General features: G+C 36.6%; 17 protein-coding genes and 1 other RNA gene. 13 read left to right on the top strand and 5 right to left on the bottom strand.

The annotated features are described in order from the left end of the window. Positions 1-160 precede the first annotated feature (160 nt). From LDK52_RS07250 to LDK52_RS07235, 4 genes are all read left to right on the top strand, one after another. Positions 161-1843: an alpha-glucuronidase family glycosyl hydrolase gene (locus LDK52_RS07250; RefSeq protein WP_277585282.1), complete on the top strand. Its 1683-nt coding sequence runs from the start codon at positions 161-163 to the stop codon at positions 1841-1843. Between the two features lie 33 nt (positions 1844-1876). After that, on the top strand, positions 1877-3472 hold the full coding sequence (locus tag LDK52_RS07245; protein ID WP_277585281.1) for an FAD-dependent oxidoreductase: 1596 nt from the start codon (positions 1877-1879) through the stop codon (positions 3470-3472). Between the two features lie 28 nt (positions 3473-3500). Then, on the top strand, positions 3501-4448 hold the full coding sequence (locus LDK52_RS07240; protein WP_277585280.1) for a GNAT family N-acetyltransferase: 948 nt from the start codon (positions 3501-3503) through the stop codon (positions 4446-4448). Between the two features lie 206 nt (positions 4449-4654). Next, a complete protein-coding gene (locus LDK52_RS07235) occupies positions 4655-8644 on the top strand; it encodes a carbohydrate binding domain-containing protein (RefSeq protein WP_277585279.1) in 3990 nt (1329 codons plus the stop codon). Positions 8645-8700: 56 nt separating this feature from the next. Here the strand turns inward: LDK52_RS07235 and LDK52_RS07230 are convergent, their stop codons facing one another. Beyond that, positions 8701-9870, bottom strand: coding sequence for a M20 family metallopeptidase (locus LDK52_RS07230; protein ID WP_277585278.1), 1170 nt, complete (start codon positions 9868-9870; stop codon positions 8701-8703). A 156-nt stretch (positions 9871-10026) separates the two neighbouring features. Here LDK52_RS07230 and LDK52_RS07225 point away from each other — a divergent pair, with 156 nt between their 5' ends. Further along, the gene (locus LDK52_RS07225) at positions 10027-10569 is read left to right on the top strand and encodes a YhcN/YlaJ family sporulation lipoprotein (protein WP_277585277.1); all 543 of its coding nucleotides are present in this window, start codon (positions 10027-10029) and stop codon (positions 10567-10569) included. A gap of 54 nt (positions 10570-10623) precedes the next feature. Here the strand turns inward: LDK52_RS07225 and LDK52_RS07220 are convergent, their stop codons facing one another. Beyond that, positions 10624-12147: a solute symporter family protein gene (locus tag LDK52_RS07220; RefSeq protein ID WP_277585276.1), complete on the bottom strand. Its 1524-nt coding sequence runs from the start codon at positions 12145-12147 to the stop codon at positions 10624-10626. Continuing rightward, positions 12144-12554 (bottom strand): DUF485 domain-containing protein, encoded by a 411-nt coding sequence (locus LDK52_RS07215; protein ID WP_320415349.1) that lies wholly within the window; start codon positions 12552-12554, stop codon positions 12144-12146. Before LDK52_RS07215 ends, LDK52_RS07220 begins: the two co-directional genes overlap by 4 nt. A gap of 259 nt (positions 12555-12813) precedes the next feature. Between LDK52_RS07215 and LDK52_RS07210 the strand changes: the two genes are divergently transcribed. Next, positions 12814-16632, top strand: a complete 3819-nt coding sequence (locus LDK52_RS07210; RefSeq protein ID WP_277585275.1) for a DEAD/DEAH box helicase — start codon at positions 12814-12816, stop codon at positions 16630-16632. A 25-nt stretch (positions 16633-16657) separates the two neighbouring features. After that, positions 16658-17422, top strand: coding sequence for a hypothetical protein (locus LDK52_RS07205; protein ID WP_277585274.1), 765 nt, complete (start codon positions 16658-16660; stop codon positions 17420-17422). Positions 17423-17862: 440 nt separating this feature from the next. Here the strand turns inward: LDK52_RS07205 and LDK52_RS07200 are convergent, their stop codons facing one another. After that, positions 17863-18660: a S1C family serine protease gene (locus LDK52_RS07200; protein WP_320415348.1), complete on the bottom strand. Its 798-nt coding sequence runs from the start codon at positions 18658-18660 to the stop codon at positions 17863-17865. 103 nt (positions 18661-18763) lie between these two features. On the opposite strand from LDK52_RS07200, the gene ssrS reads away from it, so the two are divergent. From ssrS to LDK52_RS07185, 3 genes are all read left to right on the top strand, one after another. Continuing rightward, positions 18764-18958: non-coding RNA, 6S RNA (gene ssrS / locus LDK52_RS07195), on the top strand. A gap of 358 nt (positions 18959-19316) precedes the next feature. Beyond that, positions 19317-19718, top strand: a complete 402-nt coding sequence (locus LDK52_RS07190; RefSeq protein ID WP_277585326.1) for a MarR family winged helix-turn-helix transcriptional regulator — start codon at positions 19317-19319, stop codon at positions 19716-19718. Positions 19719-19727: 9 nt separating this feature from the next. After that, positions 19728-20918, top strand: a complete 1191-nt coding sequence (locus tag LDK52_RS07185; protein ID WP_277585273.1) for an MFS transporter — start codon at positions 19728-19730, stop codon at positions 20916-20918. 109 nt (positions 20919-21027) lie between these two features. Here LDK52_RS07185 and LDK52_RS07180 read toward each other — a convergent pair whose 3' ends face one another. Next, positions 21028-21402 carry an SLAP domain-containing protein gene (locus LDK52_RS07180; RefSeq protein WP_277585272.1) on the bottom strand — a complete coding sequence of 125 codons (375 nt, stop codon included), beginning with the start codon at positions 21400-21402 and terminating at the stop codon, positions 21028-21030. A gap of 207 nt (positions 21403-21609) precedes the next feature. On the opposite strand from LDK52_RS07180, the gene LDK52_RS07175 reads away from it, so the two are divergent. The 3 genes from LDK52_RS07175 (at position 21610) to LDK52_RS07165 (ending at position 24624) form a co-directional block, all read left to right on the top strand. Next, complete coding sequence (locus tag LDK52_RS07175) at positions 21610-23055, top strand: hypothetical protein (RefSeq protein WP_277585271.1); 1446 nt, start codon at positions 21610-21612, stop codon at positions 23053-23055. Positions 23056-23230: 175 nt separating this feature from the next. Then, entirely contained in the window at positions 23231-23524 is a 294-nt protein-coding gene (locus LDK52_RS07170; RefSeq protein WP_277585325.1) for a PadR family transcriptional regulator, read from the top strand. Then, positions 23521-24624: a DUF2812 domain-containing protein gene (locus tag LDK52_RS07165; RefSeq protein ID WP_277585270.1), complete on the top strand. Its 1104-nt coding sequence runs from the start codon at positions 23521-23523 to the stop codon at positions 24622-24624. Before LDK52_RS07170 ends, LDK52_RS07165 begins: the two co-directional genes overlap by 4 nt. Positions 24625-24635 lie beyond the last annotated feature (11 nt).

The following is a 24635-nucleotide window of genomic DNA, read 5'->3' as shown; positions in this document are numbered from 1 at the left end:
TTCTGTAAAAACTCCAGCAGCACGATTGCTCCAGAATTTTAGAAAAGGAAAAAACTTTTCTTTAATTTTTCTAGTGCTTTCATATGGAGAAACTCATCGTGGAAGAATGTTGTCACTGAAGAGCATATCTGGCAATCTTCTTAGAAAGGTGTTAATAATTGTGCATAAAATTATTTATTGTCATAGTCACGAAACTATTCTATTTGCAGTTGGAGAGTTAAAAAGATTAGTAGAAAAAGCAGGTTACAAATGCTCCGTACATGATCAAACCTTTCTTGCAGAAACAAATGAAGCTGATAATCGAGTTATCTTAATTACTACTACTCAATATCGTAAATTGGTTTCAACAGAAAAGGTTCCAAATATTAGTGCTGAGGGATTTGCATTCATCCCCACCGGAAATGATTTATGGATTATTGGAAATGAGCCAAGAGCTCTTTTATACGGTGTATATATGTATTGTAAAAAGTTCTTAGGCTACCAGTGGGTTCACTTGGATAAAGAAGAGCTAGTAGAGCAAGAACATGGTATCGATAAGGGGTTATTTATTCATGAACCGATGTTTAGTAGGCGTGGAAATATTTTGGAGACGATTAACGATCCAGGGTATATAAATTCGCTCATTGATTGGGGGGTGAAAAATGGTCAAAATGAAATTTTCTTCACTTTCTTTCTATGGGATGAAATTAAATCCTATGTTACTTCAGGGTTAAAAAAACGAGGTGTGCAAGTTACGTTGGGTGGACATAGCCTAAAGTATTTACTTGGCATTGTTCAAAATGAAAAAGAGAATAACCATTTAGATAACTATGAAAACCTCCAATTTTTTGGGGAAAATATAGCTCTTCAAGATGAAGTGATTAATAAAATTGTATCAATTTGTCAAGATAATGAAGTAATAACGAGAATCTCGCTATGGCCAGAAGATGTAGGGATAGAAGAAAAAAATGCAGATGGATTTTTATCTAATTATATTCGATTTACAGAAAAAATAAAATATTCGTTAAAAGCTGCTAACTTAGCGGTCGAGGTAGAATATATAGTTTATAATGCTGGACTTTCCTGGGACATGCTCGAAAGAAAGCAAACGGAGGTATCTGGTGAAGTAGATGTGTTATATGCCTATTGGGGGAGGGATTACTCCAATTCACTGAATTCTAGTGAACCTAACCAAGTCAGAGCAATGCGTAATTTAGAGGACTGGAACACGCAAGCAGAAGTGAAGGGACGTTCGTTAACAGTCTTAGAATATTACAGTGATCATTTTATGTTAAGCGAACTATTCCCGCCACTTCTAACGAGAATTGCGAGTGATTTAGAGGATTACAAGCAATTACAAATAACAGGTGTTTTAAATCTTATCGTTCCAGTGCATCGAAAACAAAAAACTACTGAAGAAATTGTTAATTATCCATGGAAGTGGATTCATCATTTAAATAATTATGTATATTCCGGTGTATCGTGGGGTGAAAAATATGAGGTTGTGTTAGAAGAGTACTTCTCTGTCTTCCAGGAAGAGAAAGAAGTTTTTCAACAGATGCTATTAGATTTAGAGAAATTAATTTCTCCATATACTAAATGGAATGTCCCCCTATTTCCAGCGCGAGTTGTTGATCCAGAAAAAGTTCTGAAATCTGAGTCTTCGTTACAAATATTAACGGAACTTAAGGAAGCAGATAAGTATTTATCTACTTTTGAGTTATCTGAAATAGAATCATTACTGGCCCTTCAATCGAAGAATAACTATAGTTCTTTTTCTCCAAAAGAAATGACTCTATTTTATATTTACTATCTTCGGCTGATAAACAAAATTTATGCTGAAGAGTGGGGAAGTAAGGGATAGTGAAAAGAAAAGTAGTAAATGGAGGTTTCACAAATGGATTTTAGTAATTTACACTATTACGTGCCAACTGAAAAAAAGGAAAACCCGTCTGTTGTCGAAAAGGATCTAGTTATCTATGGAGGAACTCCTGCAGGTATAACCGCGGCTATTCAAGCAAGGAGAATGGGTTTGACAGTAGCTATTGCCGAATTCAGTGACAATATTGGTGGGATGACGACAAGTGGATTAGGAGCAACGGACCTAGGTGCGGAGGATGCAATAGGAGGACTTTCAAGAGAATTTTACGATGCAATCGCACAATATTATGAGGAAAAAAAGCAATGGAAATTTGAACCAAAAGCTGCGCGTCAAGTGTTTGATCAATGGATGGAAAAGTATGATATTCCCGTATATTATAGACAACACCTAAAAATTGTGAGGAAAACTCATGCTAAAATTTCTGAAATACAGATGGAGGATGGCACTTCGTATAAGGGAAAAATATTTCTAGACTGTACATACGAAGGCGATTTACTAGCGCTCGCTGGAGTTTCATATTTTGTAGGACGAGAATCAAATGCTACCTATAAAGAAATTTATAATGGTGTGCAATTTGGTGCTCCACATCATAAGTTTGAAAAGTGGATAGACCCGTATGTCGAGGAAGGTAAGCCAGAATCAGGACTTTTACAAGGTATTACAGAAACTCAACAGCATCTATTTGGCTTTCAGGGGCAGGGAGATCATAGAATCCAAGCTTATAATTTTCGTATTTGTTTAACGAACGATGAAACTAATCGTATTCCTTTTCCAAAACCACCTGTCTATGATCCGAATCGGTATCAATTACTTCTTCGCTACATAAAAGCAGGTGTTTGGGATGCGATGAAGCTGCACACTGCACTTCCGAATGGTAAGTCTGATTTAAACAATCACGGAGCAATTTCGACAGACAATATTGGATTGAATTATGAATGGCCGGAAGGTAGCTATGAAAAACGAGAACAAATATATCAAGACCATTTGAATTATGACCTAGGATTATTGTATTTTTTGTCGAATGAACCTGAAGTTCCACAGTCAATACGTGATGAAGTCTCTGGATGGGGGCTACCAAAGGATGAATTTGAGGGTACAGGACATTGGCCACATCAGTTATATATCCGAGAAGCTAGAAGAATGATATCGGATTATGTTATGACTGATCGTAATTGTTTAAAACAGGAATTTGTTAATGATTCTATTGGCTTGGCTTCCTTTCATATGGATTCTCATAATTGCCGTCGAGTTGTTATTGAAGGTAGATGTGTGAATGAAGGAGATGTGGAAGTACCGATTGCACCGTATGAGATTTCATATCGATCTATTCGTCCGAAATCGGAGGAATGTACAAATCTATTAATCCCAGTTTGTTTGTCCAGCTCGCATATTGCTTATGGGTCTATTCGAATGGAACCGGTGTTTATGATTTTAGGCCAGTCTGCAGCAATTGCAGCAGCACTTGCTATTAGAAATGAAACTTCGGTACAAAATGTTGAGTATGAAATATTGAAGAAAGAATTGCTAAATTGCCAGCAAGTAATCTATTGGAGTTCGGAGATGGAAGACGACCCAATTAAACGAATGGAAGAAACTTTTGGGGAAAAATAATAGAGTACTTTTAGAAAGGGAGACTGTTATGAAACTTATACCATGGAATAGAGATTGTGTAGATGAATTAGTATCACTTTGGAACAAGGAATTGAGTACTCATTTTCCAATGCGTAAGGAGCTATTTATTCAAAATAGCTTTGCAGACGTCAATATCTTAGAACAAGGATCACTTATAGCGGTAGATAGCAACGGTAAAGTTATAGGATTTGTAGTCTCTAAAATGTGGCGAGAAAATACACAGGTGGTAATGGATTCGAAAAGAGGATGGATTCAAGTTCTTTTAGTAGATAGTGAGCATCGCGGACATGGTATAGGCACTTCTTTGCTGGAACATGCTGAGGCAGCTTTGAAAGAGAATGGTGCAGAAGTATTACAGCTTGCTGGAGACCCTTTTCACTATTTTTCAGGTATTCCTGACGAGTATCTCGAAGTTCAACAATGGTTTGAGAAATTTGGGTATTTCAATAAGATAGATACATTTGACTTGATTAATAATATGTCTAAAAAATATCCTTTTCCCGATGATAGTTCAGCAACCTTTTCGATACTTTCCATAGAGGAGAAGGAAGAACTTTTATCATTTTTAGGAAGATGTTTTCCAGGAAGATGGGAGTACGAGACGATTAAGTACTTTGAGATGGGAGGAACGGGAAGAGAGTTTGTCGTGGCAAAAAAGAATGGAAACATTATTGGATTTTGTAGGATCAATGATGCATTATCTCCATCTATTGCACAAAATGTATATTGGAGTCCACTGTTTGAGCAGGAGGTTGGTGGAATTGGACCATTGGGAATTGATCCAAATGAGCGAAAGCAGGGGTATGGTCTAGAAGTTGTCGAGGCTGCCATGGCTTACTTGCAGGGAAGGGAAATAGAAACAATTATTATTGATTGGACAATTCTAGTAGAATTTTATGGAAAGCTTGATTTTACACCGTGGAAAAAGTATGGAATTTATTTGAAAGAATTGTAACAGTACCGGGGATAAGTGTTATTGCGAAGATTATAGTCTGAATACTCAGATTAATTTCTTTGGAAGACTAGAAAGATTTTTCTCGTTATCTTACTCTCTTTAGTGCCTAGCCCATTAATTCACTTCAGGATTTACAGCAAAAACAAAGCATAGGCTCTTGCGCATTTCATATTAGTTATACCAAAAATTGATAGGGGTGAATCGTTTTGAAAAAGAATTATCGATCAATTGGACATACGATTGTTTGCACAATGGTAGTGATAGGTTTACTACCTGCTGTACCTGCCACCACATTAGCTGAGGAAGTTAGTATTCCAGTTACGAACCATAATTTTGAAGAAAAGACTACTCTCCCCGGCTGGGATATTTTAAGTGGAAGTGGGTCCGTTACTGCGGATAAAAAGATTGCAGGAGATAAAAGCTTGTTATTAACTTCCCTTGATAACACTGTAGGGATAAAGAGTAAAAGATTTGAGGTGTCAGAAGGAAGTTATAGCCTTTCAGGAAAAACTTATTTAGAAGATTTTCAAGATGGAGAAATTAGCTATGCAATTACTTTTTATGATACTGAAGGAAATCAGATAGATTCTACGACAAAGCTATTTTCCTCTCAAAGTAATGAGGAATGGTTAGTACTGGAATCGGAGATAAATGTTCCAACGGGAACTACTTCTGCAGAAATTATTATAGAGGGGAGTTCTTCCTCAGACTTTTCATTAAACATAGACGAAGTTAAGTTTGTTGCTCAGGTTGGTGGTCAAGAAGCTACCATCATGAATAGTAGCTTCGAAGATTCAGAAGTTATACCAGGATGGACTACTGCAGGATCACTATTGACAGTAGTTCCTTATGAAAACTCTAAAAAGTTAAGACTCCATGATTATTCAGACCAAATTCAAACTCAAGTAAAGTCTGCTCGCATACCTATAACGCCCAATAATGAATTCAGAGCATCCGCTAAAATGAAAGTTATAGCGCAAAGCCATTCGGTAGAATTTGCCATTACTTTTTTAGATGCAAATAACAAGCAAGTCGGCTTCAAAAATGAATTGCATAGAGGGAAGGCTGGCCAAGGCTGGATTGACATTAGTTTAGTAGAAATTGCACCTACAGATGCAGTTACTATGCAAATTTCCTTTAATTCGGGGAAAATAAGTTTGACAGATGTATTCTTTGATGATGTGGTTTTAACGGAAAAGGTTACCTCTCCACCCGTTGAAGAAATACCAGAAAGTATTGTAAATAATAGTTTTGAAATGCCGTTAAGTGATAAGGGTGTTATTGCTGGTTGGACTCCGGATAGTGGGACACCAGGTGTTTCGGTAAGCACTGACACATTTAATAGTGGTACTCAAAGCTTAAAGTTTGAAGATGGATCCGATAAAACAGGGCTAAGAATTTTAAGTGACAAAGTTGCGGTCATCCCTGGTAAGTCCTATTTGGCGAAAGCAATGACCAATGTACAATCTCAAACTCATAATATTGTGTATGAAGTGCACTATTATGATAGCGCGGACAATGAACTAACAGACAAATTAAAGTTGGAGTTATTTGGTAATCTACCTAAAAATCAGTGGACCGAACTTAAAGTGTTTACTGATGTTCCCGAAAATGCTGCCTATGCCAGACTAGCTTTTTATTCTGGAGGAATAAGCTTAACTAAAGCATTTTTTGATGATGTTACATGGAAATTAGCATCAGAAGATGTACCTTTAGATCGAAACTATGAAACTCCTATAAATCATGGAGAAATGGTACAAGTTCAACTAGGTCAAGCTTCGGTCATTCAAGAAAATTCCTTAGGTGAAAATGAAGTATATTATCATTCTAATGGTCTGCCAGGGACATTTTCTGTATTAAATGCAGAAACTGGTGAACTTAAGTTTTCACAAGTAATTGCTGATTCGGAAGCATTATGGGCAATGACGGTAGGAAGTGATAAGAATGTCTACTTTGCTGGAACAGCAGATGGCAAGCTATATCGCTATTTACCTGAACAGAAGATAGTGGAGGAATTAGGCGTAAATCCTTCAGATGCATGGGTATGGGATATAGAAGCTTCAACAGATGGGAAGATTTACGGCTCGACGTATCCACATGCTGGTGTTTTTGAATATGATATCGCTACTGGTAAATTTAGAAATTATGGAAATGTAAAAGAAGGGCAGCAGTACGCAAGAGGTATAGCTGTAACGGATAAATATATTTATGTAGGAATCGGAACTACAAAGCATCTATTCAAGATAGATAGAATTTCTGGTGAGAAAGAAGAAATAATTATTGAAGGACATTCCGGTCAAGATGGAATGATTGAAAATATGTTTATCGTTAACGGGAAATTATTAGTTTCAGTTGGCTCGATAACCATGCTTGTTCTAGATATAGAAACAAATGAAATACTTAATACATTTAGTTACAGTAATATGATTTCGAAGCCTTCACCCCTCAATGAAAATATTATTTACTACAAATTTAAAAATGAATTATTCGAATATGATTTTAGTCTCAATGAATCGAAAGTAATTGAGGGAATTCCATTGTTACCCGATACGGTTCGTGTAAAAGACATGGAATGGATTAACTTAAGTAGCGGAAAAACTGTATTAGCTATGGTGACTCAATACGGAGAGTATATTCTATATGAACCTACTAGCAATACAGTTGAATTTATTGAGCTAGATATTTCTTCCCAAGCAGTGGCAATACAAGCTCTTCATAGTGGGGAAGATGGAAAGCTATATATGGGTGGCTACCAACGTGGATTGAGTATATATAATCCTTTTACAAATAAAATTGAAGTAAATATACCATCTTTTGCACAACCTGAAGGCATCGGATTTTTAAATGGGAAAGTATACTATGGAACTTACGTTGGAGCAATGATGTATAGCTACGATCCCTTAAAAGCAGTAGATTTAAATAGTAATCCTAATTTTGAGTATGATATTACAGATCAACAAGATCGACCGTTTACGATTACATCTGGGGATGACAAACTATTCGTTGGAACTGTGCCCGATTATGGAGTTTTAGGCGGTGTCTTAGCTATATATGATGAAAAGACGGACACTTGGTCACAATATCGTAATATTGTACAAGATCAAAGTATTATTGGATTGGCGTATAAAGACGGGAAGCTATACGGAAGTACTTCTGTATGGGGCGGTCTAGGTATTAATCCAAAAGCTACAGAAGCTAAAATATTTGTTTGGGATGTTGAAACAGGACAGAAAATAGAAGAGTTTACTCCAGAGATCCCTGGAATAGACGAAACACCAAGAATGATTGGAGAGCTATCATTTGGTCCTGATGGAAATCTATGGGGAGCAGTGGATGGAACGATTTTTGCGATGAACCCAGATACGAAAGAAATTGTTAAAAGTAAAGTAATTCGTCCGAGTCTATATAATAGTAGTAAATGGTTACCATACCGACTACAATGGGCTCCAGATGGGATGCTATATACAACATTATCCCGTAAACTGATAGCAATTGATCCAGAAACTTTGTCACATAAGGTACTCGTGGAAGACTTTATGAATAATATGACGGTGGGAGCAAACGGTAGTATTTACTATGCTCTTGGAAGTGAACTGCACGAAATTGCTATCCCTGAGACAGATGCTACATTAAAGTCTATTAAGGTTGATGGAAAATTATTGACTAATTTCACACCAGGATTGCAGGAATATACGGTTTCTGCAAAGGGGAAAGCAAGCTTAGAAGTAGAAACGAATCAGACTGGAGCTCTAGTTAATATTATAGAAAGTGATGAAATATCGACAATACTAGTTTCAGCAACTGATGGAAAGTCAGTGAAGGAATATAAAGTTCATTGGGTAAATGAACCAGAGTATACTATGGATATAACAGCTACATTTGTTGGTAAAAAGAATACTGTAGTTGAAAAAATATTACCTAATGAAAAGATTACTGCAAATATAGAAGTTATTAATAAACAGAATAAAAACCAAGATATCATCGTACTGATGGAACTATTAGATGAAGAAGGCAATGTTGTGGATGTTTCGCAATTATCCAGAACAATTCCTAAAAACAAAACAATGAAAATGTCTACAAAGCTTAACATGCCTGCAGATGTAGAAGGCTACACGTTGAAGCTTACGGTATGGGAAGGTAAGAAAATTAAAGAGAACATGGTGCCTCTATCAGATGAGTTTATAATAAAAAATTAAAAAAATAAAAACCGCACTAGAATAATAATTCTAGTGCGGTTTGTAAATTGAGCTTATTATTTATCTTGAAAGTTAATCGCTGCCATTCCCAACGTTTTCGCAGCAATGAGCATTGCTCGTTCATCGAAATCAAACATGGGGCTATGGTGTGGGAATACATCACCTTCAGGCATAGCGCCGGTAAAGAAAAATGTGCCAGGAATTTCTTCTAAATAGTAACCAAAATCCTCACCGACCATCAATAAATCGGATTCATTCACTTCTGTAACTCCAGGAACAGTTTGGGCGATATCTGCTAAATATTCTGTTTCTTCTTTATGGTTAATAACTGGGGGATAGCCTCTTTCATATAGGAAAGAATAAGAACAATCCGCTGTATAACATGTGCCTTCAATTACACGTTTTAATTCATTTTCCATTAAATCTCTAACATCTGGTTTAAATGTGCGAACGGTACCAGTCATTTTCACAGTGTCCGCAATAATATTAAATGCGTTGTCTGCAATGAAAGAACCGACAGAAAGCACTGCAGATTCAGTAGGGTTCACACGTCTAGCTACTAATTGCTGCAAGTTTACAACTAATTGAGAAGCTACTACGATAGAATCCTTTGTATCATGTGGATTTGCCCCATGTCCACCTCTCCCCTGGACAGTAATAGAAAATCGATCTGCTGCGGCCATAATGGGACCACTCTTATATTCAATAGTACCTAGAGGAGTTTGAGACCATAAATGTGTGCCGAAAATTACATCTACACCCTCTAGACAACCAGCATCAATCATTGGTTTCGCACCACCCGGAGCATATTCTTCTGCATGCTGATGGATAAATACATATTCACCTGCCAGTTGATCTTTAAATTCAAGTATCGTACGGGCAAGTATAAGAAGTGCAGCGGTATGGCCATCGTGACCACATGCATGCATGACGCCAGGAACAGTCGATTTATAGGTAACATTTTTTTCGTCTTGTATTGGGAGAGCATCAAAATCCGCCCGTAACGCAACGGTTTTACCTGGAAAAGCACCTTTGACTCGTGCAACTACTCCATTACCACCAACATTTGCTTGGAAAGGAATTTCTAAATCTGAATAGAATTTTTGTATATACTTTGCTGTTTCAGTTTCTTGAAACGATACTTCCGGATGCATATGTAAATAACGGCGAATACTGACCATTTCATCATATGATGCCTCGAGCTGCTTTATAATATCCATACTCATTTTAAATAATCTCCTTTTATTTTGATTTCATTAAAAATTTTGATTTCATTAAAATAAATTATATCAGACATTGACTCGAAATTTTTGAACTTACGCATATTTCACTTTAAATAGACCATGTTATTTGTATATCCAATAATAAGGAGGAAAGATAAAGTGAAACAACTACTGAAAATAATATTTGTAATGCTTCTCATCGGCTTGTTGACTGCTTGTGGAACGAATAACAAAGAAGATGTAGTAACAGACACTGGCACGGGAAAAGTAGTAGAAGAAAAGGGTACGATAAATGAAGACATTAGAAATGATACGACAACAGGTAATAATACAACAACAGGTAATGGAACAGTAACTGGTACGGAAGGAAGAAAAGTAGAGGTTGCGGATGATGTAGCTGCTAAAATTACACAAATTGAAGGAGTAAAAGCAGCGAGTGTCCTAGTTACGGACAATAACGCATATGTGGCGGTAGATCTTAAAGAAGGTGTAAATGAAACGGAAGAATTAAAAACCAAAATTTCAGACGCGGCTAAGGCTGAGAATGCTGCCTTCAACAATGTATATGTATCCTCAAACCCTGATTTTACCCTGCAGTTTAAAGAGTACGGAGAAAGAGTGCGGGCAGGTGAACCAGTAGAAGGATTCTTCGATGAATTTACAGATACAGTAAAAAGAGTATTTCCCGACCACGCTAAATAATTTGAATGAAAAAAACCGATTTCCAAAAGGAATCGGTTTCTTCATCGTAATATATTACTTCAGCCCAATATTTGCTTTTACATCTACTTCCGCATATTTTCGTTTATCTGCATTAGCTCCTACCATTGTTCCGATCCATCCACCTATAAATCCGGCTGGAACCGAGATAATCGCAGGATTAGTAAGTGGGAAAATTGCCTCACCTGTAAAGAACATTGAACCATCTACCGCCCACAAGTTAGGACTTAAAGCAACGAGTACTAATGCAGTAACAAGGCCTGTAATGATAGCACTTAAAGCGCCGGTAGTATTAAAGTTTTTCCAATAGATTGTATAAATAATTACTGGCAAGTTTGCACTTGCAGCAATACAGAAGGCAAGAGATACTAAGAATGCCACGTTCATAGACTGTGCGCCAAGCGCTAATACTATCGAGAAGACGGAAACGCCAACAGAAGCCATACGTGCAGCATTCATTTGTTGCTTTTCTGTAGCTTTCCCTTTTTTAAAGATTTGTCCATATAAGTCATGGGCAAATGCAGAAGCTCCTGACAAAACAAGTCCTGCGACTACTGCTAAAATTGTAGCAAACGCAACTGCCGAGATAAATGACATTAGAATATCGCCACCTAAAGCTTGTGCTAGTAAAGGAGCAGCCATATTTCCAGCTGGATTTGCAGCTATAATTGCATCGGAACCTACAAAAGCAGCAGCACCAAATCCTAAGAAAATAGTTAATATGTAGAAAATTCCTACAATCCAAGTAGCGTATACTACCGAGCTACGAGCGGTTTTTGCATCTTTTACCGTAAAGAAACGCATTAATATATGTGGTAAACCAGCCGTTCCAAGTACCAATGCAATCATCATGGATATTGTATCTAAACCATTTGTATATTTCACGCCAGGATGTAAGTAAGCTTCACCATTAGCCGTGACGGATTTCATTTCCGTGAACATTCCTAATATATTAAAGTCGAATTCCCACAGTACTAAGAAAGAAATAAGAACAGTCCCGACCATTAACAATACAGCTTTAATAATTTGCACCCAGCTGGTAGCAGCCATTCCTCCCCAAAGTACATAAATAGTCATCATAATGCCTACTAAAAGAACAGCAACCCAGTAGTCGATTCCTAATAGTAATTGAATAAGTGCACCTGCACCTACAAGCTGTGCAATCATGTAAAATAAAACAATCGTTAATGTACTAATTGCTGCTGCTGCACGGATTTTCTTTTGATCGAATCGGGCAGTAATCATATCAGCTAAAGTATATTTCCCTAAATTACGTAATGGCTCAGCAACAATATATAAAACAACCAAGTACGCAACTAAATAACCAATACTATAGAAGAAACCATCGAAACCAAAAAGTGAGATGGCCCCTGCAATACCTAGGAAAGAGGCAGCTGATAAGTAATCTCCAGCAATTGCAATTCCGTTTTGCCAACCAGTTAATCCTCCACCTGCTGTATAAAATTCACTCGCTGAGTTCGTACGCTTGGAGGCTATATATGTAACGAATAAAGTTAGTCCAACTATTCCTACAAAAAATGCCAATCCCATTACATTCATTCATAGTCACCAGCCTTTTCTTTTTCAAAAATAATCTCAGCTTCTTTATCAAAATCATTAGCTCTACGTACATAGATCATGCATAATGTCCAAGTCATTACGAAGAGAGCTAGTGCATAAATCCAAACCCAAGCGATATCTCCAAATGCATTGTTATTTAAAACCGTCGTATAAGAAGTCAAAATAGGTAACGAAATGTAGCTCAGTAAGAAAAATATGGTAATGGGTAAAATAAACTTGTTCTTTTTCCTTTTCAATGACTTAAATTCTGGACTTTCTGCGATTGCAGAATAGTTAGGGCTATCCGCTGCCTTATTGTATTTTGAATTTGGTCCTTTGTTTGACACTTTGTTCTTTTTTTCTAGGGGTTTCACCGTGTTTAAATCATTACCATTATTATTCGCCATGCATATTCCTCCTTAAATATATTCAATTTTTAGATTTTTCTATCCAGAAACTGTAAATCTATCATAATAAAGATTAATAGAGTAAGCAACAATTAATTCACATAATATTCACATTTATAACATAACTCCTATTGAAGTTAAATAAAATAGTGTGTGAAAAAGATAGATAAGTTGGATTATGCAATTTCTGAGGTAAAAATGATAACATAGATAAGTTGAACAAATTACGTACTCAATACGATAAAAAGGAGGTTTGTTCATGAGCCAATCAGCAACCTTAGTTAGTACAATGCGCTGCAATTTAATGATTACAAATAAGGCGCGTAAAGGAATTCAGGAATGGTCAACTGATGAACATGCCTTTTTTAACATACAGAGTTCTTTCGAGGTACATATTGAAAAGCGTCCGGTGAATAATCATGGGAATACATCCCTTTCCATCTATTTTGATAATGTAGTAAATAATAAGTTAGCTAAAAAAGTAGATAGAAGAGTAGTCGTAATGGAATGTATTCTGCAAAAAGATGGCCTACTTGCAACGGGTTTTCATGTCAGAGGTCCTAGGGTTCCTGTGAGTACTAACCGCCGTCTTCAGGTTGATCTGGCTTTTGTTACTGCTAAAAATAATGGAGCAGGAATGCCACTTGCCCTGCACACCAAAATTCAAGACCTTCCGATAGCAGAAGAGCGTTCGGAGTATGTGAAAAAACGAATTTCTAGCTGGGAAGGTTACTTGAAGATTCAAGAGCGTAATGCAGATATTGCAGATATAACAAGTCCGTATTCTAAACTTGTTTTCAATGCAGATTTTAGTCGTATGACCTTGCATGGTTGTACGATGAATGCGAATGAATGGAAAAACCTGAGAAATTTGAGTGTGACGTTAAAAGGATTCCAAAATGACGTAGGCGATATTTTAAAATCTGATCGCGTAAAACAAACAATAGAAATAGAAATTAAACCCAAATTTCGTGAAGTAGCAAGAAAAAACCAGTGGAATCCTAAATCGAAAGAGGCAGTATTTAGTAACTTCGCATCCCTTAGTCAAATTAGACGTCTTCGAAAGGGATTTGAAGATTTGCAAAATGGATTAGCTGCTAATCCAAACCTCGAGAAAATCTTATTTGAAGATCGACCGACCATTCGTATGAATGCAAAGCGTCGAGAATTAGAATTTCATAATCAGTTAAACGAATTCCAACAAGAAGCCGTTATTGGTGCGATGTCAGCAGAGGATTTGTATGTAATTCAAGGTCCACCTGGAACGGGGAAAACGACGGTAATTTCTGAAATATGTCAGCAAAATGCCAAAGCTGGCTTACGTACACTTGTAGCATCCCAGTCTAATTTAGCAGTAGACAATGCCCTTAGTAGATTACTTTCAAACAAAGAAATTCGTATTTTACGATTTGGTAGGACAGAAAGTATTGAAGAAGAAGGCAAGAAGTTTATTGAAGAAAATGTCGGGCTGTACTGGAAAGAACAAACGTTAACTGCTTTACAGCAAGAGTTGGACGAGCACTCTTTAAGAGAAGGGCAGCTTCTTGAACAAATAGTTGGCTGTGAGCATCAAATAGAGGAACTTAATAAGGAACAAATAGTACTAAAGAAAGCTATTGAACAAAAAGCAGAAGCAAAAGAGGAATATGCAGTAAGGATAGAAGATATTAAAAAGCTGAAAAAAACATTGGTTTTATTAAAAAAAGAACGTGAAGTACTAGAAAGTCGTCTTTACGAAGTACGAGTGAAGTCGAAAGCGTTAGCTCATGAAGTAGAAACAATGGAGCAATTCATTCAATCTAACCCGACAAGTCAAGAGCTCGCCATAGAAATGGAACAACTTCTGGTAAAAATGAAGGGAATTCAAAATCAGCTATTATATAAGGAAACTTCAGATTCCCTGCATCAAATAAGCATGAATGTGGAAACATCGAGAGAGAAATATCAAGCGGTCCAGACAAAGTTAAAACATTTAGAACTATTAATGACTGATATAGATTCGATCCGTAAGGTAGATCAACTGAAGAGCAAAATGACTGAGTATGGAATTGAGCCATCTTCACAGTTGCAACAACAAATGGCTGAATTAGATGAGCTAATAGAGAAAATTAAAGCATTCACTGATTGGCAAGATTTAAACACTCGCTTACACGCAGCGATAGATTATGTAGAAAAACTCCTTCGAAAGTATAAGTTTCCTGTTGAAAATGTTAAAAATAATATGGGTAGAAGTGGCATTTTATTTGATTCTGAATACACGGTGAAAGAAATTCATCAATTTATGAATCGTATGAAACATATTATGACGGGTGATGACGAACTAACAACAGAAAAGTTAGCTATTTTACTTGAGGGATTATATGTAAGAGAAAAATTTGTGATAAAGCAGAAATCGACAGTTCAGTTAACCAAAAATAGCTCCATAACTAAATTTCAAACGATTAAATCTCAAGTTCTCAATGATAGCAATAGAGAGATGCTGTCACTGCAACAACTCAAAAATGAATTAACCAATAAGGCAGTCAGCCAAAAGAATCAGCTAGAGCTTCTGCAGAATACAGTGAATCAGTTACAGGAAGAAATTGGTGTGCTCGATTCACTGCCAACCTTATCTGAATTAAAAGATAAAAAACTCGAGATGGAAGGCTCAATTGAAGAATTGAAGAAAACGGAAGCAACCGTCACAAGATATTTGGAACAACTAGAAATGAAAAAGAATCATCTTCAAAAGCAAACCGAGGAACTAGGGGAGACAGAAGCGATTCTCCAAGAAAATGAACTAAAAACTAAACAAGTGAATGCAGACGGTCTGGAGCAAGAGCGCATGCTAAAAGCTTTAGATGAAATTCTGCTTCAAAACCCAGAACATGCACTCGAAAAAACAGTTGAAGCGGTTGAAGGACTTAACGAGAAAATGGTGAAAATTCAACTAGAGAAGGACCATCTTCCAATTACCCAAGCAATTCAAAATGAGTGGTACTCCTTATTAAAAGAGGCAAATGACCACGATCTAGATGAAATTCGTAAGCTATATGTACGTCATGCCAATGTAATTGGAACAACCTGCGTTGCATCAGCTCGAAAAGAATTTATGGAAAATTACCCTGTTTTCGATGTAGTAATTATAGATGAGGTTTCAAAAGCAACACCACCTGAATTGCTTTTACCAATGTTAAAAGGCAAGAAAATTATTTTAGTAGGGGACCATCATCAGCTTCCTCCTCTTGTTGGGGAGGACACATTAGATGAAACCCTACAGGCAATATTAGAAGAAAGTGATAATCTCGAAGAAAAAGATGAATTAAAAAAACTGTTGAAGGAATCACTATTCGAGCGTTTATTCAAAAACTTACCTAAGACGGGCAAAACGATGTTAGCAATCCAATATAGAATGCATGAAAGTATAATGGAGACAATCACCCCGTTTTATGAGGAAGAAAATTATCAACTACAATGTGGGCTGGTCGATTCAGATACTGCCCGTGACCACCTACTTGAATCACGCTTTGTGAAGAGAAAAGACCATCTGCTATGGCTTGATATGCCAAACGAAAAACCGTATTTTGAAGAACGTATGAAAGACGGGAAAAGTCGATTCAACCAAGCGGAGTTAGATGCCATCCGGGATGTACTAATGGATTTGAATGAAGCTACAGCAATTGCTAAAAAAGAAGGAAGAATGGACCCGGATGAACGTAAAAGTATTGGGGTCATTAGTTTTTATGGAGAGCAGGTAAAACGAATTGACCGCCTGGTCCAGCAACAGGTTAACTTACCTCATTTGACCTTCCGAACTGGAACTGTAGATAAGTTTCAAGGGATGGAAATGGATGTCATTCTACTAAGTATGGTAAGAAACAATCAAGAAAAGAGCGGAGATATTGGATTTGCGAATGATTACCGCCGCTTAAATGTGGCATTATCAAGAGCGAGAGAGTTACTTGTTTTAGTCGGAAGCTCTGATATGTTCACCAAACGAGCGAAACAAAGAGCTTCCAGAGAAATGTATGGTCGCTTACTTCAAATTGTAAAAGATAAAAATGGACTAACCGACTCTCAAGGGAATAGGAAAAAATAGCATTTCGTTATAGGAGTATAATAAAATGATCGAACTAGAAAAACGGCTTAAAAAGGAATTACAGCAAAATATTCAAGCAAAAGTAGTTTCATCCACTGCATGGACAATTCCACTTCATACAATTGAAGTGGAATACAAGCCTGTAAAGCGCATAAAAATGGATGTATTAATGAAAATGATGTTGATAACTTGCCAAAAAGCGAAAGTGACAAGTGCTAAGCAAATCAGTGAATTACTGCTTGTGGAGCAGCTATTTATGGAAGACTTGATCAATATTATGAAGAGAACTCGTTTAATTGAAATAAGAGATCAGGTATTTACGTTAACAGAAAAAGGGTTCAAACAACTTGAGGATGGAATATTTGAAGAAGAACTGGATGCTCGAAGTCAGAATTTACTTTATAGCCCAAGTCATTCCACTTTTTTGCAAGGAGAAATAAAACCAGCATTAGCCGGCGAGGAAGAGTTGAAGCTTTATCGGTATGCTTCAGAGGAAAAGGTTAGGTTAAAGTGGGAATATATTGTACTAGTAGATGCACTCCAAGCAAACGGAATGGAAACAGTAGATGGCGACCTTCAAACGGTAGTTTCTGAAATTGTCTCTAACGCTGAACTATACGTGGATGATGTTCCTTGCTTTGAATTTATTTTATATAACAAATCCGAGGATCTCCTATACGCCCGAGTTTGGAATACATTCCTGGATCAATGGGATGAAACACTTGAAAACGAGTTGAATGAAAAAGAACGACTTGTATGGAGGGAGAAATACTTAAATCTGGATAAGTGATTATTATATGCGAGAAAATTTCGGTGGTATACGAGCGGGATTCGATCGCATACGAGAGAGCTTTGGTGCTATACGAGAGAGCTGCATCTATCTGAGAGGGATTCAATTCGCATGCGAGAGAGAAGTGGTGCTATACGAGAGGGATTCAATCGCATGCGAGAGAGCTTCGGTGCTATACGAGAGAGCCCGCATCTATACGAGCGGGATTCGATCGCATACGAGAGAGCCGTGGTGCTATACGAGAGAGCTGCATCTATCTGAGAGGGATTCAATCGCATGCGAGAGAGAAGTGGTGCTATACGAGAGAGCCCGCATCTATCCGAGAGGGATTCAATCGCATACGAGAGAGCTTTGGTGCTATACGAGAGAGATTCCAACTTATACTAGAGCAAAACGAAAAAACCCGTTCAGCGCACCAATGCTAAACGGGTTTTCTGTAATCATTTTTGAGTTTTATAATACTCCTCAATAGGTACAAATAGCCCGACTTTCCCGTGCTCGTCATGATCTAAGGTGGCGAATACGATGCCAATTACTTGCCCGTCTTCATTCAATACAGGACTTCCACTATTTCCTCTATACACAGGAGCTTCCATCATCATTACTGGTACATCCCAATCGCTTAATTGATGAAAATCAATTAGTGAACCTTCATTTGCAATGCCTGTAAATTTTAATGGATTGCCGATAAAAGTGATAGGATCGCCAAATTCATAAGATGGGTTTTCCGATAGCTCTAAAAAAGGCAAGTCCTCTTCATCCACCTGTAGCACTGCAAGGTCTATAGAAGGATAAGTTTGTATAACCTCTGCATTAAAACGCCCTGCTTCAGGAAAACCAACTATTACGCTATCATTATCCTCTACTACATGATAATTGGTGAGAATCTTTCCTTCACTTGAAATAGAGAATCCAGTTCCCTTGCTATCATCCGTTAAAACAACAACGACAGCTTCTTTATATCGAGCGATATCTTCCTGTGCTGATAACCTGGCGGAGGTTTTGATAAATTCAATGGCTGGAATGGAGTAAATTTGAAAAATCATCGCAAATGTATTGACGAATAGGACGATTGCCATTATCCAAAACATCCATTTTGGAAAAGGACGCTTAGGTTTTGACTTCGATTTTTCTAATGCTTGTTTTTCGAGTGCCTCTCGTTGTGCTTCCAGAACTAGTAATTGTAATTCCTCATCGCTAATTTCCTCGATCTCTCCGTCCATTGGTCTCTTTTCCACTTCATCACATCCTAATCCCTAGCATCTCTACTTTCTATTATACCTAATAAAAAGATGAAATCATTTCCATTGATAAAAAACGGAGAAGAGTATATTATATAAATATAAGCTGCATTGTACGTATGGATATTAAGTTTTAACCTTTAAGCTGTAACAGGGAGTTTTATATAGAGCTGGAATGACAAGCCTTATTCTCATTTGACAATAAGGACATGCAGGATAGTGTCTGCGAACACCCACTTTGACGAGTGGTGGTTTAAAACTTTCTTATTGTAAGTACGGCAAAGGCGGCTTACTTAAAAAGACTAATATAGCAACATTTATTGAGCACTCTTGCCAGGAATGGTAAGGGTGTTTTTTTGTGTGATTTTTAAAATAATCCAATATAAACGATGATGCTAGAAGTGGTATGGAACAGAAAAAGCAGTCCTATATAGACTGCTCTTAAAAAGTATAAACAATTTATTTTAGTATGGTTCGAGGTTTAAGTAGACTTGCTAACTTGTCTGCAGCTGCTTGGTCAGTAATACGTAATGTATGTCCTAATAGTTAAATGAATTCTTAAATACTTTACAAAATCAGTAAAATGCTTTTTAATTAATTAGGTTAACTAACTAATATCCTTAATATAAAAGGAGGATAAAAATTTGAATTCAATGTTTGCTAAATTTAAAATTCTTCATAGACCATATGCAAATGGTCTACAGCAAGTGTTAAGTCCTTATCAAATGTCAGAAGCCCAGTGGGGATTAATCCGATACCTTTCTGAAGTTGGTCCTGCTACAAATTCAGAGATTGCCCTATATTGGAGTGTGGAAAAGCCATCTGTCACTGCGCTTGCGCAAAAATTGATTGATCAACATTTAATATATGTGGTTTATGGAATGGATAGGCGGAAAAAAGTTATGCATCTAACGGAGGAAGGTGTGGCTAAATATCAGCAGTTAAAAAAAGCAGTGCATGCTTTTCAAACTTCGCTTTTAGATGGTATCACTGAAGAAGAATGTGAGTTAGTGGAAATGGTATTAGAAAAATTGCAACAAAATATTAGGAAGTAGTGGTAGTTTATGAACAAGGAAAAACTTTGGACAAAGGAATTTATAATAGTTTCAACTATAAATTTTTTAGCAACATTAGTATTCTTTTTATTATTGGTAACGATCGCGTCTTATGCAAAATCAGAATTCGAGGCTTCCACTAGTACGGCGGGCTTAGTATCGAGTATCTTTATCATTGGCTCATTATTGGGAAGACTTGGTGCTGGACGTTTCATCGGAATTAAAGGGCCAACTAAAATGTTGTGGATTGGTTTAACTTTCTTTACTATTACTTCAGTATTTTACTTTTTGGCGAATAGTATTCCGCTTCTATTAGTTAACCGATTAGCACAAGGGATTGCTGTTGGGATTATTGGTACAGCAACTGGTACCATTGTAGCTCATATATTGCCAAGAGCCCGTAAAGGAGAAGGAATTGGCTATTTTAGTTTAAGCGCTATACTAGCAACTGCTATTGGTCCATTTATTGGGATTATACTATTAAAAATGGAGAATGGATTCACAATCATGTTTACGATGAATCTAATTTTGTCGATTATCTGTATGGTATTCTTGGCAGCTGTGAAACTAAAATTAGAACCAATTAAACTACCAGAGAAAACAGAAGATAAAAGCTCCATTTTATCTCAATTTATCGAACCAAAAGCCCTTCCAATTTCTTTTATTGCATTAATTATAGGGTTTAGTTATTCCGGCGTTATGACATTTTTGTCGTTCTATGCAGAGTCCATTAATCTAGTTAGTGCAGCTAGTTATTTCTTTTTAGTGTATGCAATTGTTATTATCTTCTCTCGTCCATTCACGGGTAAATTAATGGATACAAAAGGTGCAAACATTATTGTTTATCCATGCATAATTCTATTTGCTATTGGGATGTTGTTGTTTAGCCAAGCTTCGGCAGGATGGATGTTGCTCCTTGCAGCAACATTTATAGGTTTTGGTTATGGTAACTTCAATTCTGTTGCACAAACAATCGCGGTTAAAGTAACAGAGCCCCATCGTTTCGGTTTAGCTACTGCAACTTATTTTATCTTATTTGATATGGAGTTAGGTATAGGACCTTATATTTTAGGCTTTATCGTGCCAGAGACTGGATACCGTCCAATCTTTTTAGCAATGGTTGTCGTAATTATTATTTGTATTCCTTTATACTATTTACTGCATGGTAGAAAAGATAAAGAATTAATGAAAACAGCTTAAGAACTCTGTGACATAGCAGAAAGTTAAGTATCTTAATTGGGAAACGCCTAGCGAAATATTCGTTAGGCGTTTTTCTATGTAAAAACGTTTCTATGGAGAGCTCCTTCGTTTACATTTCTAATTTTCCTTTCCCTTGGATTTCACTCCTTTGCAAACTTTCAATTGGAAAGATAAACGTCCAAGGCATACTAGTTTTTGGTTTAACAATTAGCTGAGGAATAGTAAAGGTATGTTCTGCAATAATTATGTCCTTTTCTAGATAGACAATTTTCCGATTTTGAATAGTCAGCTCTGTATTCGTAAAGTTTTGGACGAGGACAGTGATCAAAACCTCAGCTCTATAATTCATCGCTTCCCAAATGGGCTCCAATTGAATGCTCTGTCCATTTGTCCTATTACTTTTTTGAAAAATATCGGTTATTAACTCCCTATCCTTACTAGCAAGAGCCTTTTCCCAAGAAGGTTCAAATTGTAAATTTTGCATATGTAAAACTCCTCCATAATACGATCTTCTTTAACCATACCAATAACTTAACAGAATAAGTTTAAAAAAAGGATGCTAGAGTGGAATATATCCTCTTTGGCATCTTGTTGTTTGGAAAAAGATATTTTTCTCCCACTGATGGCAGTTTCACTTTATTTTTGCATATGATGGTTTAAAAGAGGTGTAAAACTGAATGATTATGTGAATGTGCTACTGAATTTTCTGCCTTCAACTGCATCCATCCTTGAATTGTCTGGACTTCCTAATAATCCCGCAGTATTATTGGCCGATATCGATGATGACCAAATCAATGAATTAATCGGAGCATACAAGTATAAAGATCAAAATTACCTAGTGATTTTAAAAAATGTCCATGAGCAGTGGCTACCTTTAATACATATAAAAGGGAGTGGATATGGAATTTCAAGCCTAATGGCAGCACCGATTACAACTAATTGGGTGAATACACTCATTGTTGGCTGGCAAATAGGTAATGAATGGTCCAAGTTGGAATTACTGCAGTTGGTAGATGGTGGAATTGTACGATTGCCTACTACCAATATAGCTTATAGTAAATTAGAGGTTGAAGATATGCCTGGTTTATACGGACCTGATGGTCAATATGAACTTGCGATATGGGTTCATGATACAGGAGAAGCCTACAAAGTAGATGTATACCGTTTCGAAAAAAATAAGCTAGTTTTAGCAAAGGATGTATACCCTTACTACTTTAAAAGAGTAGAGGATTATTACAAAAGTCTTCTACTTACTAATGATTTTTCCTATTACTGGTATTATTTAGCGGAAGCTCAACAGAAAGCAGGAGATTTCGAACAGTTCATAATTTCTATTGATAAGGCTCTGGCTTTCAATGAACCGTATCCTTCCCTTGAGTTTTTGTTAAATAAGAGGAAGCAAGTGTTACAGCATATACAAAATAATGGTCATAACAATGATGAAATCATAGTTTATTCTCGAGGAGATTTGACCGGGAATGGATTTTTGGACACCGTATACCTAACTGGAGTGAAGACGGAAGGAAGCGCTTTTTGGCAGAACATCACTTTGAACGTTTTGTATCAACATGAAAATACGTTAGAAAGGATTTATCTAAGCGAAAACGTTGGGTATAATCCCACCATCTTTCTTGGAGACTTTACTGGTGATCAAGTGGATGACATTTTAGTTGTTATTGATACTGGAGGAAGTGGAGGGACAATTTATGCATTTGTCTTTTCTTTTACGGATGGGAGTATGCAACAAGTATTTGACGTAGAAGATTTTAACGAAACCTTCAAGTTTCAAGTGCTTTATGAAAATTACTACAAAGTTAAAGTAATTAGCTCTAATCCAAACAAGCAATATGTATTAGATTTAGCATATAAAGGAGAAGAATATTTATCGGAAATCTATGATGAAAATGGAATTTTAAAGGAACCGATAAAAGGCTGGGTTGATCCTGTTAGTGGGTTGTATCCTATTGACTTTGCTAGGGACGGTACCTATGAACTGATGGCTTTTCAAGAAATTGCAGGGAGATATCATGCTGATGCAATTGGGTATGTTCAAACAGTACTTAAATGGGATGGACAAAAATTTGTATCTGATAGGCAGAATGTTTCCATCTTTGGAGGGGATATCTCATCGAATTAATAAAAAGAATTGCTACCAATTTATCCATTTGGTGCAATTCTTTTTTGTGGTTAGTTTATTAAACATATGTTAAATGTAAGAAAATTATTGCATAATTATGTCACGACGTGATATAGTCGTATCGTGACACAGTGGAGGTGGGAAGTTGGAAAAATTACTAAAAAAATATATACCGATGACTGAAACTGCCTTTTATATACTACTTTCTTTAACAGAGCCATCCCACGGATACGGCATTATTAAACGTGTAGAGGAACTAACAAACGGTAGATTAAAGCTAGGTTCAGGTACTATTTATGGGACTTTAACAAAAATGCAAAAAGATGAAATGATTAGTGTATTTTCAGATGAAAAGCGTAAAACTATTTACGAAATTACTAGGCTTGGCAAAAATGTGATGCAAGCAGAAATTGTTCGCTTAAAAGAATTACATACAAATGCCTTACGCTTGGAGGAGGAATTCAAATGAAAAAAATGAGGTGGCTTTGGAGTTATCGGATTGATTCGACCGAAATATGGCTCGAAGATTTGATGGCGAAAGGTTTTCACTTAAAAAGTCTAAACCGTTTTTCGAGAATTTTTACGTTTGAGCATGAGGATTCAATAGAGAAAAAAGTACGTATTCATTATGGTGAAAAAACACTTGCACCTAAGTTAGCTTCTGCTGGTTGGGAAAGTGCGGTAGTTTCCGGTAAGTGGCAAGTAATAACAAATGAAACTGCCGAGATTTCCATTTTTCCTAGTAAAGATCAGTTGTTCAAGCGTACTCGGTTGCATGCATACATGTATTTATTAGTCTCAACTTTCTACTTATCGTCTTATTTATCATTTCTATTTTTATTTGGAATTATTCTTAATATTTCTAGTGAAAATTTTCAAATTGGTCCACTATTAGTGCCTATAATTATTTATATGGGAATGATAGCCTTAACCATTTTCGTATTTAATGCTTATCGTAAATTTGAAAAGCAATTGCTCGGTACTAACGTCCTCAAAAAGTCTGGAACAAGGAAGATCCGTAGAATTCGTCCGGCTTGGATGTATGAACCTTTAAGAACGACAATTTGGCTTGAGGAAATGGTAGAGCGGGGTTATGAACTCGAATCCGTTTTTGCAACAATTTTTACATTTCGTCCAAAGGATAAAGATAATATTGCTTATGAGGTTGTATTTGAACCAAAAATTAATGCTAACTACTTTCAGCTTCACAAAGACTTTGGGTGGGAGTTAAAATATACCTCTAATATTACATGGTTGAACTACACGATTTGGGGGATGCCTTATGAACAGGGAGAAGAAAAGCCTGCATTTTCCTATGATGAGCGAGAGAGAAGAAAAGTCGCTAAAAAAGCTTTTTTTATGAACTGTGGAATGGCCATCTTCATATTATTAATTTGTGCACAGTCTATTTATATGAATACAATCGTAACTGACAGTTCATTTTTGGAGTGGTCCTATATGGGAGTTATTCGGGTAATGCTCATAGGAATGAGTATGTTATGGTTCTTTTTACTTGTCCGTATTGTTTTGGGCTATCGAAAAGAGTTGAAATTTATGGGTGAATGTTAATCTAGGTAATT

The organism is Psychrobacillus antarcticus (assembly GCF_029533155.1).
In the GTDB taxonomy this organism is placed as follows: Bacteria; Bacillota; Bacilli; order Bacillales_A; family Planococcaceae; genus Psychrobacillus; species Psychrobacillus antarcticus.
Note: the sequence above shows the minus strand (reverse complement) of the source record. Positions and strands in the feature narration are given on the sequence as shown.

Coding starts and splice junctions, on each gene's coding strand:
- LDK52_RS07245 (WP_277585281.1), top strand. CDS start 1,877: ATGGATTTTAGTAATTTACACTATTACGTGCCAACTGAAAAAAAGGAA.
- LDK52_RS07240 (WP_277585280.1), top strand. CDS start 3,501: ATGAAACTTATACCATGGAATAGAGATTGTGTAGATGAATTAGTATCA.
- LDK52_RS07230 (WP_277585278.1), bottom strand. CDS start 9,870: ATGAGTATGGATATTATAAAGCAGCTCGAGGCATCATATGATGAAATG.
- LDK52_RS07220 (WP_277585276.1), bottom strand. CDS start 12,147: ATGAATGTAATGGGATTGGCATTTTTTGTAGGAATAGTTGGACTAACT.
- LDK52_RS07215 (WP_320415349.1), bottom strand. CDS start 12,554: ATGGCGAATAATAATGGTAATGATTTAAACACGGTGAAACCCCTAGAA.
- LDK52_RS07210 (WP_277585275.1), top strand. CDS start 12,814: ATGAGCCAATCAGCAACCTTAGTTAGTACAATGCGCTGCAATTTAATG.
- LDK52_RS07205 (WP_277585274.1), top strand. CDS start 16,658: ATGATCGAACTAGAAAAACGGCTTAAAAAGGAATTACAGCAAAATATT.
- LDK52_RS07190 (WP_277585326.1), top strand. CDS start 19,317: ATGTTTGCTAAATTTAAAATTCTTCATAGACCATATGCAAATGGTCTA.
- LDK52_RS07185 (WP_277585273.1), top strand. CDS start 19,728: ATGAACAAGGAAAAACTTTGGACAAAGGAATTTATAATAGTTTCAACT.
- LDK52_RS07180 (WP_277585272.1), bottom strand. CDS start 21,402: ATGCAAAATTTACAATTTGAACCTTCTTGGGAAAAGGCTCTTGCTAGT.
- LDK52_RS07170 (WP_277585325.1), top strand. CDS start 23,231: ATGACTGAAACTGCCTTTTATATACTACTTTCTTTAACAGAGCCATCC.
- LDK52_RS07165 (WP_277585270.1), top strand. CDS start 23,521: ATGAAAAAAATGAGGTGGCTTTGGAGTTATCGGATTGATTCGACCGAA.